Raw genomic sequence first — 14,098 nt, 5'->3', positions numbered from 1 at the left:
TGTAAGGCACCTTGAGGTCAATGAAGGAGAAGTTAGATGACACAAAACGGCCGCATATTGGTGGTTTGCGCAATACTGGGAGCCACAGGTCTGGCGGGGTGGTTGCATGATCAGAAGCCTGCAGAAGAGCAGGAACAAACCCCAGCAGCGGCAGCTATCAGCTACGTTGATATACTGGACAACCCGGAATTTGAACAACGGATGCTTGCTGCTGTCATGCAACAGGATACCCAGGCGATTAGTGCTTTACAGGATAAAGCGCTGGAGATTGCAAGGGCGGCCGGCCTGGACCAAACACAGATTGATTTGTTGTCTGGAGAGCAGGGGCGTGAATTTATGCAATTCCGCGCCCGCCGTCAGCATTTTCTGGCGGCTTTTGAGGAGCGGTACTACAACTTGCAGGATTTGGGGTCGTTGGCTGAGCAATTCCCGGAAGCCGCCGATCTGATCGCCAGAGCTGAGCAGCTTATCGAACAACGTGACAACGACATTCGTCACATTGCCGAGACACTGGCCCAAGGTGAGCCCATTCAACCCTATCTTGAGCAAGCGCGTTCACAATGGCTGGCACGGGCCAACGAACAACAACCTCAAGGTTAGCTGGCGCGCGGCGCCTGGTCATTGGTTGCGGGTTGCTCATTGACCCGCAACCAGGCCAGCGCCGACAACAATAGCGCACCTGCACACAACCAGAACAGTACGCGTTTATCGTGCACCTGATGGATGATCTTGCCGATGCCGACACTGGCGACCAGTTGAGGCAATACCACCGACAGGTTGAACAGCCCCATAAATAAACCCATTTTGTGCGCTGCGACCCGCTGAGACATGATGGCAAACGGTAGCGAAATCGTTGCCGCCCAACCTACGCCGAGCAATCCCATTAACAGGTAGATGGCTATATTACTGTTGCCCAGTATGGCAAGTAGCCCATAGCCCAGTGCCATAGAAAATATGCACGCGGTGTGCACCTTCACCCGTCCAAACCGTCTCGCCATCGGCTCAAGTAGCATGACCGGCAACACTGCAGAAACCACTGTCAGTACCAAAAAGCTCATTGACATGACCTGACCGGTTTGTACCGCGTCCAACTCAGGTAAGTTAAATTTCACAAACGCAATCATGTACACGAACATCGATTGCACACCCAGCCAGGTAAAACCATGGGCTGCCAGGACCTTTTTAAACCCGTTGACGTTGGTTCCATCTGCACGGATTTGTTCCGGTTGCACCAGGGCGCGAATGATCAACACGATGGTCAATAACAGACACAGGCCTTCTATCCAGTAGTGATCTGCTTGCCAACCCAGCAGTCGTGCACCAATCGCGTAAACAGAATAGAGCAGAAAGCCCCATAGAGGCTGGATCATCATCAGTCCTTCAAGGCCACCGAAAGCCGGAACTGTGTCCTGCTGTCGGGGCGAAGAAAGGGTGCGGGGTTCGGTGATCAACAACGGTGGGATAACCGACATTAACAGCACCAGTATGACACCCAGATAGATCAGGACATAGTTGTCCCAGAAACTGCCAATAAAATAGGCCAGCACCGCGAAGCTGCCGGAGACCGTTTGCATCCAGGTGTAGGCCCGGGTTCTTTCGTGGGTTGGCGGTGTGACATCGGCGATGATCGAGCGGGTAGGGTTAAAACTGATATTGATGGATAAATCGAGCAAAATGGCGACGGTGATCGCCACACCCAGAAAACCGTTGATCCCCAGCGAAGCGCTGATCACGTCGATATTCGGTAGCGCCAGCAGACTTAAGGCTGCAGCGATGCCGCCGAGAATGATAAAAGGCCGGCGCCTGCCGTGCCATAGCCATACATTGTCGCTGACGATCCCAATCAGTACCTGGCCGACGATACCGGCCAAAGGGCCTGCCGCCCATACCCAGCCTACATCGTGAATATCCAGTCCATACTGGGTCGTCAGCAGCCAGCTCAACGCGGCAATTTGAATGGACAGTGCCAGCCCCATAGCGCTGGATGGCAGACTCAATGTGCAGTAAAAACCGCGGCTCAGTTGGCGTTGAAAGGGCAGCATGAAACACCGGCAAACAGGAAAAATGTTGGCGAATCATACAAACGATTAACAGGCTTGTAACCCGAATGGCGCATGCATACGTATGCAGTGAATCAATCGGTGTTGCGGTCGGAGGCCAGTGCCATTAACAGCGCGTAAAGACCGAGCAGCGTTTCAATGGTTGCAGCAACAGGCGCGAACACCGGCCAGGTCGGGTCAATCATGATGCTCAGCAGGCGACCAGCCGCCAGACCCCACATAAACAGCACCACACACAGCAATCCTGGGCGATGATGTCGGTGGTGTCGCGAGCACAGCAACAGGAAAAGGGCGATGCCGAGGTAAAGCCCCATGATGGCCCTGAACACATGCAGACTGTCGGGGTGGACGTCGGTGGCGGCAAACAGTTGTACGGTAAATTGTGGAATTGCACCGTAAAACAGTCCTGCCGCGGCAATAAACACCGCATACCAGCGCAGTAGCGAAGAGGTGGGTTGTCGTAACCAGTTCATGGTCTTAGCATAGATGAACACAACACGCCCTGCACGGGGAAAAGCTGATATAAGCTAGCGCGAAAGGAACTGAATAACCAACAAGGACCTGACGGTCTGATGATCGATACGTTAAACAACAGGAACTCGCATGTCACAGGATACTTACACGCCAGCACACGTCTGGCAATGGGAACCCGGTAATGGTGGGGAATGGGCAGGGATAAACCGACCTACGGCCGGAGCCCGTTACGACGGGGACCTGCCGGTTGGCAAGCACCCTTTGCAGCTCTATTCACTGGCTACCCCCAACGGGCAGAAAGTGACCATTATGCTCGAAGAGCTACTCGCCAGAGGTTTTCAGCAAGCAGAATATGACGCCTGGCTGATCAAAATTGCCGACAGTGAGCAATTCTCCAGTGGTTTTGTGGCGGCCAATCCGAACAGTAAAATACCGGCGTTGATGGATCACAGTACCACACCACCAACCCGGGTGTTTGAATCTGGAGCGATCCTGTTGTACCTGGCTGAGAAGTGTAAAGCACTGATACCATCCGATACCACGGGCAGGACCGAATGCATGAACTGGTTGTTTTGGCAGATGGGTGCAGCGCCCTACCTGGGTGGTGGATTCGGCCACTTTTACAACTATGCGCCATACCCGATGCAGTACCCGATTGATCGGTTCACCATGGAAGTGAAACGCCAATTGTCGGTGCTGGATAATCACCTTGCCGACAATGACTTTATGGCGGGCAGTGAATACTCCATTGCCGATATTGCCATCTGGCCCTGGTATGGGGCGCTGGTGTTGGGGCGGCTGTATGATGCCGCGACCTTTTTGCAGGTGGACGATTATCGCCATGTTAAACGCTGGGCGTTGACCATTGATGAACGGCCCGCGGTTCAACGGGGCTGTCGGGTTAACCGTACCTGGGGAGAAGAAGCACTGCAGGTCCATGAGCGCCACTCAGCGTCCGACCTGGATTGAGGCCTGAATCGCCCGGTAGGCTGCGCAGATCGACTGTAAGGGACTCTGTGTTGCGCCCTGTGGTCCCCATGTCGTATAGTGGCGCCCTAACAAAAACAATAACTGCGTGGATGTATGGGCCCACTAATGATGGACGTGTCAGCTGAGCTATTGAGCGCTGACGAAAAGGACATGCTTGATCACCCTTCGGTTGGAGGGATCATCTTATTTACCCGAAACTATCATGATCAGCAGCAGTTGCGCGAACTGGTGCGCAGTATCCGTGAAGCGAGTCGCAACGATGTGTTGATTGCGGTGGATCATGAAGGTGGGCGGGTGCAACGCTTCAGGGAAGGCTTCAGCGCCATTCCTGCGATGGGCAGCTTGTATAGCCGGGCTGCCGGCGATCTGGATGTTGCCTCACAGTATGCATCAACCTTTGGTTGGCTGATGGCCGCAGAATTGTTGGCATTTGATATCGATATCAGTTTTGCACCGGTGCTGGACATTCATGGCGTCAGCGATGTGATTGGCGATCGCAGTTTCCATCAGCAGCCGGAAGTGATTGTCCAACTGGCAAGCCAGTTTATTAAAGGTATGCATAAAGCCGGCATGAAAGCGACCGGCAAGCATTTCCCCGGTCACGGCAACGTCAAGGAAGATTCCCATTTCGCGTTACCGGTAGACCAGCGCAGTGAAGGCGAGATTTTCCAGTATGACATGCGCATTTTTGCTGAAATTCATCAACAGGGGTTGCTGGATGCGGTAATGCCTGCGCACGTGGTTTACCCTGCTGTGGATAAGCTGCCAGCCGGGTTCAGTAAGGTGTGGATCCGCGATATTCTGCGCAAGCGTCTTGATTTCGACGGCGTGGTATTCTCTGATGATTTGTCCATGCAGGGTGCCGTTCACGTCGGTGGCTACGCACAACGTGCCGAACTCGCCCTCGATGCTGGCTGCGATATGGTGCTGGTTTGCAATGATCAGGCGGGTGCGGTGCAGGTGATGGATGGCTTGCCCAAGGGGTTTGAGGCCAGTGATCGTTTGTTGCGGCTGCGCAAACAACCTTCGCAAACCGACTTTGCCGGTTTGACCAACAGTTATGCGCACAAAGCTGCCTGCGAACAACTGAGCGCCTTTAACCAACAATCCGCTGAACAATAACCATGACACGGGCCAATGTTTTAACCGTTGTGTTCGCGCTGCTGGCCAGTGTCCTGGTGGCTGCTGGATTGATGCTGATGGGCCAGTCCCAGGCTATTGCGCTGACGGTAGCGATAACCCTGTTTACGGCGGTGTTGTGGGTCAGTGAAGCATTGCCAATCCCTGCCACGTCTCTGATCCCTTTTGCGGCATTTCCAATGGCCGGTGTACTGACCCATCAACAAGCCGCTTCTGCGTTGGGTTCCCACGTGATCCTGTTGCTGATGGGGGCGTTTATGCTGTCAAAAGCACTGGAACGTTCAAACGTCCACACGCGTCTGGCGGTGTATATGATGCGCCTGACCGGCGCCAGCAGTGCCAAACGACTGGTGTTGGCCTTTATGCTGACGTCGGCACTGTTAAGCATGTGGATCTCGAATACGGCCACCACATTAATGTTGCTGCCCATCGGGTTGGCGGTACTGGCACACCTGAATTGTCCGCGTATTAATACCGCTATTCTGCTGGGCATTGCTTATGCGGCAAGTCTGGGCGGTGTGGGGACACCGATTGGTACGCCACCGAACATTATTTTCATGAGTGTATACAGTGAAAGTGTCGGCCAGGAAATCAGTTTTCTGACCTGGATGAAAACTGGCCTGCCCATCGTGTTGCTGGCCATTCCAATCATGGCGTTGTGGTTGTCCCGCGGTCTGGGCACGTTGCAAGCACCACCGTTACCTGAACCCGGCGCATGGCGTGCACCTGAAAAGCGGGTATTGATGGTGTTCGGGCTTATCGCCCTGGCATGGGTGTTCAGGCCCTATTGGACCGAGTGGTTTGATATGCCAATGGTGGGTGACAGTACTATTGCACTGGCGGGTGTGGTGTTGATGTTTTTAGTCCCTAATGGTGAGACACCACAGCAGCAGGAAGATAAGGAAAAACCCGTTAAACGGCCACGGTTGTTAGACTGGCAAAGCGCCGGTGATATTCCCTGGGGAATGCTGTTGTTGTTTGCCGGAGGTATTTGTATCGCCAAAGCTTTCGGGGCATCCGGGTTAAGTGAGCAAATGGGCGTCTGGTTGAGTGGTCTTGCGGACCTGCCGCTTCCGGTATTGATCCTTGTGCTGTGCCTTTGCGTGACATTCCTGACGGAAATCACCTCCAACACGGCGACAGCGACCTTGTTAATGCCAATCCTGGCCAGTGCAGGCATGGCGGTAGGTATTGACCCAGCGTTGTTGATGATGCCTGCGGCGATCAGCGCTAGTTGCGCCTTCATGTTGCCGGTGGCTACCGCACCGAATGCGATTATCTATGCCAGCGGCAAGTTTTCCATCGGCACCATGGCCAGGGAAGGGGCGGTATTAAATGTGCTGGTTGCGCTGGTGGTGACGGCGGTGGTGTTGGTGACCCGTTAAACCGGCGTATCCGCAATGCCAGCGCAATGGTTGGCGAAGCGTGCCAGAACAAACAGGTAGTCAGACAGTCGGTTCAGGTAATGCAGGCTGGTTGGCGCGACATCATAGTGTGCCATCAACGCAACCAATCGGCGTTCCGCACGACGGGCGACGGTTCTGCAAACATGGCAGTGGGACGCCATCACTGTTCCGCCAGGCAGAATGAACTGACGCTGTGCTGGCAGAGCCTCTGTGAGCTTGTCGATGTGTTGTTCCAGGGCTACCACTGCATTATCAGGCACGGTCGCCTGATCAGAAATGCCAAAGCCGATGGCAAACAAGTGGCGCTGTGCATCTTCGAGTAATCTGCGTGCGTCCTGATCAGCGACAGCGTGATCCCACAAGCTAAGCAAAAGGCCTATTTGCGCATTCAGTTCATCCAGACTGCCATAACACTCAAGAACATCGTCGTCCTTGTTGACCACTCGCGTGTCTTTGGCGTAAATCCGGGTTTTGCCACTGTCCCCCTGACGGGTATATATGCTCACTGGGTATCCTCCATTTCTTCGTCCAGTGGTGGGGGAGTATAGCGACGCAGCTGCACCACCATTCCAAACAGCGGATGATCAAAATAGTGTACCTGGGTACTGATGATGCGCCGTAATTGCTGGAACGGGAAGGTTTTCAGGCGCGTTGGCGGGGCGATCGACAGTGCGTCGGTATCCGCTTCAAACACTGGCAATCGGTAATCCATTTCACTGTTAATGTGCAGATAGGGCACACCATTAATGTTGCGTAAAAAGACCTGAAAGGCGCCGTCTAGCTGCCACAGCGGCGCGACAGGAGACAGGTCTTCAGTGCTGTCAGTGTGTTGTTTGGCCGGTAGCTGTAATGTCAGCCAGGGGGATTGCAGTTGCTGGCGGATTTGTTCTACCAGCGAAGGTCCCGACAATGATGGGTTGTCCTGTGTCGGTTCAATGTCGGTGGGTGACAGTAAAACTGCTCTGGATTGACCATCCGGCGCGTATTGCTGGGCGTAGTTAATCCCACCGTACAAACGGTAGGTGGTGGCATTTTGTTGACCAAATTGTACTTCTTGTCGCCAGCCGAGGTGTAATAAGCTGCGCATGCCGTTTCGACGATCAATATCGCGGCGTAACTTGGCAAAATTTAACGATGTCGCCGACAGTAAACTGTCTCGTCGCAGATGCGGCCACTCCAACCCATCGATCACGGTCGGTACAGACGGCACATCGGTCAGTGGCGAAGGTTGTGGGTTGAGCGGGGGCCATTGCCACCGTTCATTCTCTTCAAGGCAACCCAGCTTGTCGCGCAAGGTTGGGACGCTCAGTGACGAATCTGTCGTACTGGCCTTCGGATACGTCTGGCTGACCTGTTCCGTCCACTGCGCCAGCGACATGGCAACCTGAGGGCCGCCGACGATGATGCCGTCCCGGTGCTGGCCTGTTGCGTCGGTGGTGTTTAACCGCTCTATCAGCGCATCGGTGGCCACTACCTCGTCAGGTTCCCGATTGGATGGCAGATCCGCATTTGGTTCGTCAAGAGCAGGTTGCCACAGATCCGGAAGTGAAATGGCGGGCCAGATCAGCGCTTCTTCGGTGCTGTCACAGGTCGGTAGTGTCCGCAGTACCGGATGGATGTCCGGAACAAGGTAATCCTTCAACAGGTCTCGTAATCCGTCCACTGATACGGTCGTAACAGCGTCGGGAAATTGCTCCTGAATGTCATTCGGGTTGAGGGTGCGTTCAAACACCAGTACCTCAACATCAAACCACCATTCTTTTTGCTGTGCCTGCACACTGACAAACGGGGACAGCAATAGCGCGCCGGCAACCCAGCTTGCTGGCCGTTTGAGGATGGGGGTAAACAACCTATGCATCATGCGGCACGTACCTGTTGTTGAAATTCATCGAGTAGTTCACTCACCCAGCTAAGCCGGGTTTGCGGTGAGTCCGTGGTTTTATTAAACCGTATCCGCTGAGAGCCGTCTAATTTAAACGTATTGGGCTTGGATTGAATCAGGCGAATGATATAACCGGGATCAACCGGCGTATCCTCGGCAAATTCAATCACGCCGCCCTGACCATGGCCGTCGATCTTGTGGATACCCACTGTTTTGGCTTTGACCTTGATTTGGGTGACCTTGATCAGGTTTTTGGCCGGTTCGGGCAATAACCCGAAGCGATCGATCAATTCTACCTGTAATTCATCGATGTCATCCAGGGTCTTACAGCTGGCCAGCTTCTTGTACAGTGATAAGCGGGTATTTACGTCCGGGATATAGTCTTCCGGCAACAACGCCGGCAAGCGCAGCTCGATTTCGGTCTGCAGTGCCAAAGCACGATCCAAACTCGGCTCTTTACCCGCCTTGAGGGCCTCGACCGCTTGCTCCAGCATGTCCATGTATAAGCTGAAGCCAACCGTAGCGATTTGCCCGCTTTGATCGTCACCCAACAACTCACCGGCACCACGAATTTCCAAATCATGGGTGGCCAGTGCGAATCCGGCACCGAGATCTTCCAGCGAAGCAATCGCATCTAACCGTTTGGCGGCGTCCTTGGTCATACGCTTGGGGTGTGGCGTCAGCAGGTATGCGTATGCCTGGTGATGGGAGCGTCCAACCCGTCCACGTAACTGGTGTAACTGTGCCAGACCCAGATGGTCTGCGCGGTCCATGATGATGGTGTTGGCACTGGGCACGTCGATGCCTGTTTCGATAATGGTCGAGCACACCAACACATTAAAGCGTTGATGGTAAAAATCGCTCATCACCTGTTCCAGTTCCCGCTCTCGCATCTGGCCATGACCGATGGCAATGCGGGCTTCCGGTACGATGTCGGCCAGCTCGCGGGCGGTCTTTTCAATCGATTCAACCTCATTGTGCAGGAAGTAAACCTGACCGCCGCGTAAAATTTCGCGCATGATGGCTTCGCGGATCAGGGCCTCATCCCGTTGCCGCACAAAGGTCTTGATTGCCAGTCGTTTGGCTGGCGGCGTGGCAATGATACTCAGATCACGCATACCACTAAGGGCCATGTTCAGTGTGCGGGGAATAGGGGTTGCGGTCAGGGTCAGGATGTCGACATCCGCCCGCAACGCTTTAAATTTTTCTTTTTGTCGCACACCGAAGCGATGTTCTTCGTCGATGATCACCAGGCCGAGATCCTTGAATGCGATGTCATCCTGTAGCAATTTGTGGGTGCCGACCACGATGTCCACCTGACCGTTTGCCAGTCCTTCGACGACCTGTTTTTGCGCCTTGGCGCTGGCAAAACGGGACATGACTTCAAGTCTGAACGGCCAATCGGCAAAGCGGTCTCGAAAGTTCTCAAAATGCTGTTGTGCCAACAACGTGGTGGGAACCAGAATGGCCACTTGCTTGCCTTGATTGGCGGCCAGAAATGCGGCCCGCATCGCCACTTCGGTTTTGCCAAAACCCACGTCACCACACACCAGCCTGTCCATGGCACTGGGGCTGCCCATGTCCTGGATAACGGCGTTGATGGCCTGTTGCTGGTCGGCCGTTTCTTCAAACGGGAAGCTGTCAGAAAAAGACTGGTAGTCAGACCAATTAATGTCATAGGCAAAGCCGGGTTTCGCCGCTCGTCGGGCATAAACATCCAGCAACTGCGCGGCCACATCGCGTACCTTCTCGGCGGCTTTCTGTTTGGCTTTGCTCCAGGCGTCCGTGCCGAGATTGTGAAGCGGTGCGTGATCCACATCACCACCGGTATAGCGGCTGATCAGGTGCAGCGACGAAACCGGTACATACAATTTTGCGTCTTTGGCGTATTCAATGGTCAGGTATTCGGTCGTCACACCGCCGGCATCAAGGGTTTGTAGGCCGAGGTAGCGACCCACACCGTGGTCCAGGTGTACCACCGGTTGTCCCTGGGTAAGCTCTGCAAGATTGCGGATCACCGCACTCTCATCGGTTGCCTGGCGTTTCTCTCGTAACCGTCGTTGGCTGATTTTGTGCCCCAGCAGCTCGGTTTCCGTGATAAGGGCCAGTGCGCCGTCACTGTTATTGAGGACAAAACTGTGTTCGATAAGTCCCAGTGAAATACCCACATTTTCATGATGGCCAAGCAAGGTGTCGAGGCTATCCATTGGGGCAGGCTTAACGCCAATTTTGGCCAGCAGTTCCAGCAAGGACTCGCGACGCCCCTGCGATTCGGCGACAAACATCACTTTGGTGCCGTTGTCCTGCCATGTTTTTACCCGAGCCTGCAGGGCCGCGGAGGGGACTTTGTTCTGATGCTTAATGGCAATGTCACCGATGGCTTCGGTGGGGAAATTGGTGTGTCCGGCCTTGTCATCGACGGTGGCGTACTGCACGTGGATACGTGGCCATTGTTTGAGTGCGCCGAACAACTCTTCAAAACGCAGAAATATCTCCGCCGGTGGCATTAATGGACGTTCAGGATTGTAGCGGTGTTGCTCGTAACGCTCCTGCAGATCGGCCCAGTAAAACTCACAAGCATGGGCAAGATCACCATGGGTCATGACCAGTGTGTTATCTGGCAGGTAATCAAACAGGGTGGCGGTTTGCTCAAAAAACAGTGGTAGGTAGTATTCTATACCGCCGGGCATGATACCTTTATTGACCTGGTGATAGAGACTGTCTTTGCTGTTGCTGGCATCAAAGCGATCCAGAAACTGTTCGCGAAAGCGTTTTACCCCATCACTGTCGGTTGGAAACTCCCGGGCCGGCAGCAGACTGATGCCGTTGACCGTATCCCCGGAGCGCTGAGTGTCAGGGTCAAACACGCGGATTGAGTCAACCTCATCGTCAAATAAATCCAGTCGGTAGGGATGCTGGCTGCCCATCGGGAACAGATCGATGATCGATCCCCGAATGGAAAATTCGCCGTGTCCCATGACCTGATTTACATTCAGATAGCCAGCCCGCTCCAACTGGCGCCGGAAGTCGTCCTGATTCAATCGCTGCCCGGTATTGAGCAACAACACATAGCGGCCGAGATAATCGGTGGGTGCCATGCGTAACAACAACGTATTGACCGGCACGATAAACACGCTGTGTTGATTCTGGGTCAGGTGATACAGGGTTTCCATACGCTGTGACACAATGTCCTGATGGGGCGAAAACGTGTCATAGGGCAGGGTTTCCCAGTCGGGCATCAGTTTGACCGGCAATTGACTGTCACGCAGGAAAAATACCAGTTCTTTTTCCAGCTTGAGCGCGGTCGGTGTATCGGCAGTGACCAACAAGGTGGCGCCTGAATGTTTCAACGCCGCCTGGGCGATGGACAGGGAAAGGCTGCCGCCGTGGAGGTTTCCCCAATGCAGTATGTCACCGCCTTTACGGGGCAAGGCGGGCGAAAAAATCGTCGGTGTCATTACTCAGAGTCGTGTTGTTGCTGTTTAGAACGGGCACGCAATTGCTGTGTCTGTAAATGCAAACTGGCGCGCACCAGCAGTTCCTGATCTTCTTCACGGATGCGGCCAAAAATCAGCGATATATGGTACTTGTCCTGTGCTTCAACACAAGCAATTACTTCACCGTAGGCAAACACCGCTGCAGCTTCTTCCGTCAAAAACAGTTTCAGTTCGGCCCACTGGCCAACCTCGACAGGGTGTTGGGTTTCAATGATGACCCCGCCGCCGCCAAACGCCACAGCCCGATGGCGATACTCGTGTTCATCCTGCTGCTGCAGAATGTAGGTCATCATCAGGTCAATCTTGCGTGATTGGTGATTTAAAAATGCGACCAATTCACTGGCATGTTCGCCCAGATTGCGCAGCGGCCGCAGTGCCTGGGTTTCCAGCGCGTTCATCTCTGCAGAGATCCGAAATGCATAAGGCATATGGTCGGTGAGGGTCGCCTCACTGGGAACGGCAGTCGCATCAACCGGTTTCATATTTACACCGATAGGGTGCTCAATGGTGAAAAAGGCATGGAATTGGGCCTGCTTTTGCGCCAGTGTGTTGGGATCCATCACGTCTCCGTTTGCGATTACACGGCGCCTGCGCCGCTTGTTTGACGATTAGCTTACACGTATTATGCCATCATCGTAAGCCTAAATCGTACTCTGGCGCCCATGGCGCAAACAGAGTCTTCCCGGCACTGCCAAACCATCGGACAGGTTGTTTCATCATGATGTCATCCCTCTCAGCGTTTATCGGACTGCGTTATGCAAAAGCACAACGGGGCCACGGGTTCATTGCCTTTATTAATCTGTTTTCCGTTGCTGGCATTGCGCTTGGCCTGATGGCGCTGATCACGGTGCTATCGGTGATGAATGGATTTGAAGCACAATTGAAAACCCGCTTGCTCGGACTGACGCCTCATCTGATGGTCGATACCCGCGATGCCGATGCGCAGCAGGCTGAGCAGTTGGCTGAATTACCCGGTGTGGCGGCGGTAAGCCCGATGATTGAAGGCGAGGGCGTAGTGCAGTCACCGAGCAATTTACAGGGTGTGATGCTTCAAGGCATCGAACCCGGCGATACAACAACGTACCAAACCATCTCTGACAACATGTTGATGGGGTCTTTGCAGCAGTTGCAGCCGGGTGAATACGGTGTCGTGATTGGTCGGCGTCTCGCCTCGACGTTAAACGTGCGTCCCGGTGATGGCATCCGTCTGATGGCCGGTGTCAGTGTGTATACCCCCTTTGGTCGGGTGCCAAGCCAACGCATATTTAAGGTTGTTGGTGTGTATGACATGGGCTCGGAATTGGATGACAAAGTCGTGATGCTACATCGACAGGATCTTGCCCGGCTGATGCGCCAGCCTGAGCAAGCCCTCAGCCAGACCCGCGTGACACTGTATGATGCGTTTGACTACCAGACTGTGTCACAACAGTTGAGTTTACCCGTTCACAGTTGGAGAACCCGACAAGGGCCGTTGTTTGATGCGGTAAAAATGGAAAAAAACATGATGGCGCTGATGTTGATGCTGATCATTGCGGTTGCGGTGTTTAATACGTTGTCAGCGCTGGTCATGGTGGTGACTGAAAAACAGGGCGATGTGGCTATTCTGCGCACCCAGGGTATGACCGCGACGGACATTGTGCGAATTTTCCTGTACAGCGGTCTGTACAATGGTCTCAAAGGGACCCTGATTGGTTTGGCCGGTGGAATACTGCTGGTCTGGCAGTTAAATCCACTGCTGGCGTTGCTTGACGCGCCGATTATGCTGGCCGCCAATGGCCAGGGCTTACCCATCGATGTGCGGCCCGGACAGATTGTTGTCGCGGTTTTGCTGTTATTGGCAATGTGTTTTTTGGCCACCCTTTACCCAGCATACCGAGCCCTGCGCGTTCAGCCTGCGGTGGCCCTCAAATACGAGTGATTGCACAATAATCCGTCAATCACGCGGGTTTTTGACATTTGCGTGACACATTGACTAAGCGATTGTCTATAATGGCGTTTTATTGCAGTTTCGGGTAACGCTTTAAGTTACTGTCAGCGAGAGGCTTCCTCCTATGGAAAAAACGTATATCACCGCCCAACAACTGTTGGAAGACTCCTTCCGGTTGGCCGCAAAAGTGTTTGATAGTGGTTTCCGGCCACATTTCATTGTCGGCATCTGGCGCGGTGGCGCACCCATCGGCATCGCGGTGCAGGAATATTTTGATTATAAAAAGGTTGATACTGACCATATTGCGGTGCGTACGTCGTCTTACTACGGTATCGACAAACAGTCGAAAGAAATTAAAGTACACGGTTTGCACTATCTGATCGAAAACGCCAATGCCGATGATGGGTTGTTGATCGTGGATGATGTGTTTGATTCCGGACGCAGCGTCGATGCGCTGATCAAGCAAATCAAAAAGTTGTCCCGTCGCAACATGCCGCATGATGTTCGTATTGCCTGTCCTTATTACAAGCCGGCCAATAACAAAACCGACATCGTGCCAGATTACTTTATTCACGAAAGTGACGAATGGTTGGTATTTCCGCATGAAATCAGTGGGTTGACGCCAGATGAAATCATTCAGGGTAAAACTGATTTGGCTAACGTCAGGGATTTATTGCTGTAACACAGATGCGCACAGCCGCAGACGCTACTGACCAGGGAGA

The 14,098-nt window shown here is 53.7% G+C and carries 12 protein-coding genes; 6 read left to right on the top strand and 6 right to left on the bottom strand.

What is annotated here, in order from left to right; genetic code table 11:
* Positions 1-36 precede the first annotated feature (36 nt).
* Positions 37-600 (top strand): hypothetical protein, encoded by a 564-nt coding sequence (locus tag LJ739_RS06480; RefSeq protein ID WP_229158245.1) that lies wholly within the window; start codon positions 37-39, stop codon positions 598-600.
* On the opposite strand, the gene LJ739_RS06475 is transcribed toward LJ739_RS06480, so the two are convergent.
* Together LJ739_RS06475 and LJ739_RS06470 are read right to left on the bottom strand one after the other, a co-directional pair.
* Entirely contained in the window at positions 597-2,042 is a 1,446-nt protein-coding gene (locus LJ739_RS06475; RefSeq protein ID WP_229158243.1) for an MFS transporter, read from the bottom strand. The genes LJ739_RS06480 and LJ739_RS06475 overlap by 4 nt on opposite strands.
* 92 nt (positions 2,043-2,134) lie before the next feature.
* Positions 2,135-2,533: a DUF4345 domain-containing protein gene (locus LJ739_RS06470; RefSeq protein ID WP_229158241.1), complete on the bottom strand. Its 399-nt coding sequence runs from the start codon at positions 2,531-2,533 to the stop codon at positions 2,135-2,137.
* Between the two features lie 130 nt (positions 2,534-2,663).
* On the opposite strand from LJ739_RS06470, the gene yghU reads away from it, so the two are divergent.
* The 3 genes from yghU to LJ739_RS06455 all read left to right on the top strand — a co-directional run bounded on the left by yghU (position 2,664) and on the right by LJ739_RS06455 (position 6,049).
* Positions 2,664-3,503 carry a glutathione-dependent disulfide-bond oxidoreductase gene (gene yghU, locus LJ739_RS06465; RefSeq protein WP_229158240.1) on the top strand — a complete coding sequence of 280 codons (840 nt, stop codon included), beginning with the start codon at positions 2,664-2,666 and terminating at the stop codon, positions 3,501-3,503.
* A gap of 126 nt (positions 3,504-3,629) precedes the next feature.
* Positions 3,630-4,646, top strand: a complete 1,017-nt coding sequence (nagZ, locus tag LJ739_RS06460; RefSeq protein WP_229158237.1) for a beta-N-acetylhexosaminidase — start codon at positions 3,630-3,632, stop codon at positions 4,644-4,646.
* 2 nt (positions 4,647-4,648) lie between these two features.
* Complete coding sequence (locus LJ739_RS06455; protein WP_229158234.1) at positions 4,649-6,049, top strand: SLC13 family permease; 1,401 nt, start codon at positions 4,649-4,651, stop codon at positions 6,047-6,049.
* On the opposite strand, the gene LJ739_RS06450 is transcribed toward LJ739_RS06455, so the two are convergent.
* The 4 genes from LJ739_RS06450 to LJ739_RS06435 are packed head-to-tail and all read right to left on the bottom strand — an operon-like array spanning position 6,046 to position 12,009.
* Positions 6,046-6,576 (bottom strand): cob(I)yrinic acid a,c-diamide adenosyltransferase, encoded by a 531-nt coding sequence (locus tag LJ739_RS06450; protein ID WP_229158232.1) that lies wholly within the window; start codon positions 6,574-6,576, stop codon positions 6,046-6,048. The genes LJ739_RS06455 and LJ739_RS06450 overlap by 4 nt on opposite strands.
* Positions 6,573-7,931, bottom strand: a complete 1,359-nt coding sequence (locus LJ739_RS06445; RefSeq protein ID WP_229158230.1) for a CsiV family protein — start codon at positions 7,929-7,931, stop codon at positions 6,573-6,575. Before LJ739_RS06445 ends, LJ739_RS06450 begins: the two co-directional genes overlap by 4 nt.
* On the bottom strand, positions 7,928-11,410 hold the full coding sequence (mfd, locus tag LJ739_RS06440; RefSeq protein WP_229158228.1) for a transcription-repair coupling factor: 3,483 nt from the start codon (positions 11,408-11,410) through the stop codon (positions 7,928-7,930). Before mfd ends, LJ739_RS06445 begins: the two co-directional genes overlap by 4 nt.
* A complete protein-coding gene (locus LJ739_RS06435; RefSeq protein ID WP_229158225.1) occupies positions 11,410-12,009 on the bottom strand; it encodes a PilZ domain-containing protein in 600 nt (199 codons plus the stop codon). Before LJ739_RS06435 ends, mfd begins: the two co-directional genes overlap by 1 nt.
* A 158-nt stretch (positions 12,010-12,167) precedes the next feature.
* Between LJ739_RS06435 and LJ739_RS06430 the strand changes: the two genes are divergently transcribed.
* Together LJ739_RS06430 and LJ739_RS06425 are read left to right on the top strand one after the other, a co-directional pair.
* Positions 12,168-13,367 carry a lipoprotein-releasing ABC transporter permease subunit gene (locus LJ739_RS06430; RefSeq protein WP_229158223.1) on the top strand — a complete coding sequence of 400 codons (1,200 nt, stop codon included), beginning with the start codon at positions 12,168-12,170 and terminating at the stop codon, positions 13,365-13,367.
* Positions 13,368-13,500: 133 nt separating this feature from the next.
* On the top strand, positions 13,501-14,058 hold the full coding sequence (locus tag LJ739_RS06425; protein ID WP_229158221.1) for a phosphoribosyltransferase: 558 nt from the start codon (positions 13,501-13,503) through the stop codon (positions 14,056-14,058).
* Positions 14,059-14,098 lie beyond the last annotated feature (40 nt).

The sequence above is a fragment of the Fluctibacter halophilus genome (assembly GCF_020687825.1).
GTDB lineage: Bacteria > Pseudomonadota > Gammaproteobacteria > Enterobacterales > Alteromonadaceae > Fluctibacter > Fluctibacter halophilus.
This window is presented reverse-complemented; position numbering and strand designations above follow the sequence as displayed.

Coding starts and splice junctions, on each gene's coding strand:
- LJ739_RS06435 (WP_229158225.1), bottom strand. CDS start 12,009: ATGGATCCCAACACACTGGCGCAAAAGCAGGCCCAATTCCATGCCTTT.
- LJ739_RS06430 (WP_229158223.1), top strand. CDS start 12,168: ATGATGTCATCCCTCTCAGCGTTTATCGGACTGCGTTATGCAAAAGCA.
- LJ739_RS06470 (WP_229158241.1), bottom strand. CDS start 2,533: ATGAACTGGTTACGACAACCCACCTCTTCGCTACTGCGCTGGTATGCG.
- mfd (WP_229158228.1), bottom strand. CDS start 11,410: ATGACACCGACGATTTTTTCGCCCGCCTTGCCCCGTAAAGGCGGTGAC.
- yghU (WP_229158240.1), top strand. CDS start 2,664: ATGTCACAGGATACTTACACGCCAGCACACGTCTGGCAATGGGAACCC.
- nagZ (WP_229158237.1), top strand. CDS start 3,630: ATGATGGACGTGTCAGCTGAGCTATTGAGCGCTGACGAAAAGGACATG.
- LJ739_RS06480 (WP_229158245.1), top strand. CDS start 37: ATGACACAAAACGGCCGCATATTGGTGGTTTGCGCAATACTGGGAGCC.
- LJ739_RS06445 (WP_229158230.1), bottom strand. CDS start 7,931: ATGATGCATAGGTTGTTTACCCCCATCCTCAAACGGCCAGCAAGCTGG.
- LJ739_RS06455 (WP_229158234.1), top strand. CDS start 4,649: ATGACACGGGCCAATGTTTTAACCGTTGTGTTCGCGCTGCTGGCCAGT.
- LJ739_RS06425 (WP_229158221.1), top strand. CDS start 13,501: ATGGAAAAAACGTATATCACCGCCCAACAACTGTTGGAAGACTCCTTC.
- LJ739_RS06475 (WP_229158243.1), bottom strand. CDS start 2,042: ATGCTGCCCTTTCAACGCCAACTGAGCCGCGGTTTTTACTGCACATTG.